The 3,072-nt window shown below is 52.5% G+C and carries 3 protein-coding genes and 1 pseudogene; all 4 read left to right on the forward strand.

Annotated features, from left to right (window positions below; genetic code table 11):
- Positions 1–100: 100 nt before the first annotated feature.
- Positions 101–988 (forward strand): hypothetical protein, encoded by an 888-nt coding sequence (locus Q1M25_RS09245; RefSeq protein WP_224783272.1) that lies wholly within the window; start codon positions 101–103, stop codon positions 986–988.
- Between the two features lie 222 nt (positions 989–1,210).
- On the forward strand, positions 1,211–2,011 hold the full coding sequence (locus tag Q1M25_RS09250) for an ABC transporter ATP-binding protein (protein ID WP_036492152.1): 801 nt from the start codon (positions 1,211–1,213) through the stop codon (positions 2,009–2,011).
- A gap of 65 nt (positions 2,012–2,076) precedes the next feature.
- Positions 2,077–2,853 carry a lipid asymmetry maintenance ABC transporter permease subunit MlaE gene (mlaE, locus tag Q1M25_RS09255; RefSeq protein WP_003683792.1) on the forward strand — a complete coding sequence of 259 codons (777 nt, stop codon included), beginning with the start codon at positions 2,077–2,079 and terminating at the stop codon, positions 2,851–2,853.
- A gap of 49 nt (positions 2,854–2,902) precedes the next feature.
- A pseudogene (locus tag Q1M25_RS09260) lies at positions 2,903–3,072 on the forward strand (outer membrane lipid asymmetry maintenance protein MlaD); the annotation flags it as partial.

Below are 3,072 nucleotides of genomic sequence, written 5' to 3' on the forward strand. Positions count from 1 at the left end.
AAAGGCCGTCTGAAAGAACTTTTATCCTTTCAGACGGCCTTTGACTCACTTTAACACCGCTTCCCGTACAATGGCCCTTTTCCCTTATCTGCCTAAAAATATGAAACCCAACCGCCTTTTGCCCCTCGTCCTCTTATTGACCGCCCTCTCCGCCCATGCCAAAGATTTCATCATCTACGACCGCATGGACTACGTCGGCAAACCCGACCTGACCGCCGACAAACTCTCCAAAGTGTTCTTGGTTTACGAAAGCGAGTTGGTCAAACCCGATCCGACGGGCAAACGCAAACACGGCGTACTCAACGAAGCGCGCATCCGTGAATTGGCCAAACAATCGCGCCGCGAAGGCTACCGCACCATTTCCACCGACATCGAAAGCTGGTTTGCCGAAAAAGACGGCCAGCTGCTGACACCCGACGAATTGAAAACCGACTTCGCGCGGATGTACCAAATCTTCAGAGAAGAAAACCCGCGCGCCTTCATCAGCAACTACGGCATGCCCTCCGAACACCTGCACGGCATCCGCCACTACCGCCCCAACGTTGACAACGAAGCCATCTTGGCCAAATGGCGGCAAGTCAGCAAACGCCGTGCGCCCACCGCCGCCATCAGCGACTATGCCAATCCTGTGTTCTACATCACTTCCCCCGATTTGGTGCAATGGGAAAAAGACGTGAAAACCGCCGTTGATGACATCCACCAACGCTTTCCCAACAAAAAAATCATCGGCTACATCTGGCCGCAATATTATTCGGCCACCAACAGCCCTTATTTCAAACAATTCATCGACCCCGTCCGCTGGCGCAAAATGCTTGAAATCAGCAAAAAATACACCGACGGCGTGATTATCTGGTCGGACAAGCGCGATGAAAACAACCAAATCGTGCGCTGGAACGATCCACGCATTCAAGCCACGATGAAAGCAACTCAAGCCTTCATCAATGCCAATGCAAAAGAAATCAAGGTAGAAGGTTTGCAGAAATATTAAAAATAAGGCGGGCATGTTTGCCCGCTTCTTTATATACCTACACATCTGTCTGTATGTTTGACACAACATACGACAAAACGACCGTAGCACCAACGCTTCTGCATTCTTTCACACGTTTTTACCCGTTATTCCTAAGCGCAGGCCGTCTGAAAATTGCCCGAATATCCAATACCCTTTACAATACTCGTAATTAAAATACATTTTTCGACACCCCTCTCCTGCATGAGTTCCACACCCTTCATCGAAATGAAAGACGTTGCCTTCGCATATGGCGACCGTCCTATTCTGAACAACATCAACTTCAGCATTCCACAAGGCAATTTCGCCGCCGTAATGGGTGGTTCGGGCAGCGGTAAAACCACGCTGATGCGCCTGATTACGGGTCAAATCCGCCCACAATCGGGCAAAGTGCTGATTGAAGGGCGTGATTTGGCCGCCTTTTCGGCGCAGGAGCTGTACGAACACCGCCGTCGCATGGGCGTTTTGTTCCAACACGGCGCATTGTTCACCGACTTATCCGTCTTCGACAACATCGCCTTCCCCATGCGCGAACTGACGGATTTGCCCGAAGCGGTCATCCGCGATTTAGTATTGCTGAAACTGAATGCAGTCGGTTTGCGCGGCATTGAAAACCTGATGCCTTCCGAGCTTTCCGGCGGTATGTCGCGCCGCGTCGCCCTCGCGCGTACGATTGCGCTCGACCCTGAAATCATGTTGTATGACGAACCTTTCACCGGCCTCGACCCGATTTCGCTGGGCGTCATCGCCCACCTCATCAGCCGCGCCAACAAAGCCCTGCGCTCCACCAGCGTGATGGTAACGCACGACATCGAAAAATCGCTGGAAATCGTCGATCAAGTGATTTTCTTGGCACACGGCGAAATCATGTTCTCCGGATCGCCCGAAGAAATGCGCGAACTCGACTCGCCTTGGGTACGCCAGTTTGTCGGCGGTTTGGCAGACGGCCCCGTCGCCTACCGCTATCCGGCGCAAACGACTTTAAAACAAGACTTGCTGGGCTGATGTTCAGACGGCCTGAAACTTAAACAAGGCCGTCTGAAAACCATTTAACCAATCAACTGAAACCTATGAATTTTATCCGTTCCGTCGGGGCAAAAACCCTCGGCTTCATCCAATCGCTGGGCAGCATTACGCTGTTTTTCCTGCAGATCCTGGCCAAATCAGGTACGGCGTTTGCCCGCCCGCGCCTGAGCATCCGCCAGGTTTACTTTGCAGGCGTGTTGTCTGTCCTGATTGTTGCCGTCTCCGGCCTGTTTGTCGGCATGGTATTGGGCTTGCAAGGCTATACGCAGCTGGCAAAATTCAAATCCGCCGATATTTTGGGCTATATGGTTGCCGCTTCCCTGTTGCGCGAATTAGGTCCCGTATTGGCGGCGATTCTGTTTGCCAGCAGCGCGGGCGGTGCCATGACCAGCGAAATCGGCTTAATGAAAACCACTGAGCAGCTTGAAGCAATGAACGTGATGGCGGTCGACCCTGTGGCACGCGTGGTTGCGCCGCGCTTTTGGGCGGGTGTGTTTTCCATGCCTTTGTTGGCATCAATTTTCAATGTTGCCGGCATTTACGGCGCGTATTTGGTCGGCGTCGAATGGCTGGGTTTGGATGGCGGTATTTTCTGGTCGCAAATGCAAAACAACATTACCTTCCATTACGACGTACTCAACGGCTTAATCAAATCCGCCGCCTTCGGTGTAGCCGTTACGCTGATCGCCGTACATCAGGGCTTCCACTGCGTACCGACTTCCGAAGGTATTTTGCGCGCCAGTACACGCACGGTAGTGTCTTCCGCCCTGACCATCCTCGCCGTCGACTTTATGTTGACCGCGTGGATGTTTACCGACTAAAGGCCGTCTGAAACGACACTTGAAAAGAATGAAACAAGGACAATAGCACATGAAAAAAAATGCTTTGGAATTTTGGGTAGGACTGTTTGTCTTGCTGGGCGCGGCCGCTATCGGCTTTCTCGCCTTCCGCGCCGCCGGCGGACAATCGTTCGGCAAATCATCACAAACCTACACCGTCTATGCCGATTTCAGCGACATCGGCGGCTTGAAAACCAACGC

The sequence above is a fragment of the uncultured Neisseria sp. genome (assembly GCF_951230505.1).
Taxonomy (GTDB): domain Bacteria; phylum Pseudomonadota; class Gammaproteobacteria; order Burkholderiales; family Neisseriaceae; genus Neisseria.

Bases quoted from the DNA above. Each gene is read 5' to 3' on its own strand.
- Q1M25_RS09245 (WP_224783272.1), top strand. From the start codon at position 101: ATGAAACCCAACCGCCTTTTGCCCCTCGTCCTCTTATTGACCGCCCTC.
- Q1M25_RS09250 (WP_036492152.1), top strand. From the start codon at position 1,211: ATGAGTTCCACACCCTTCATCGAAATGAAAGACGTTGCCTTCGCATAT.
- mlaE (WP_003683792.1), top strand. From the start codon at position 2,077: ATGAATTTTATCCGTTCCGTCGGGGCAAAAACCCTCGGCTTCATCCAA.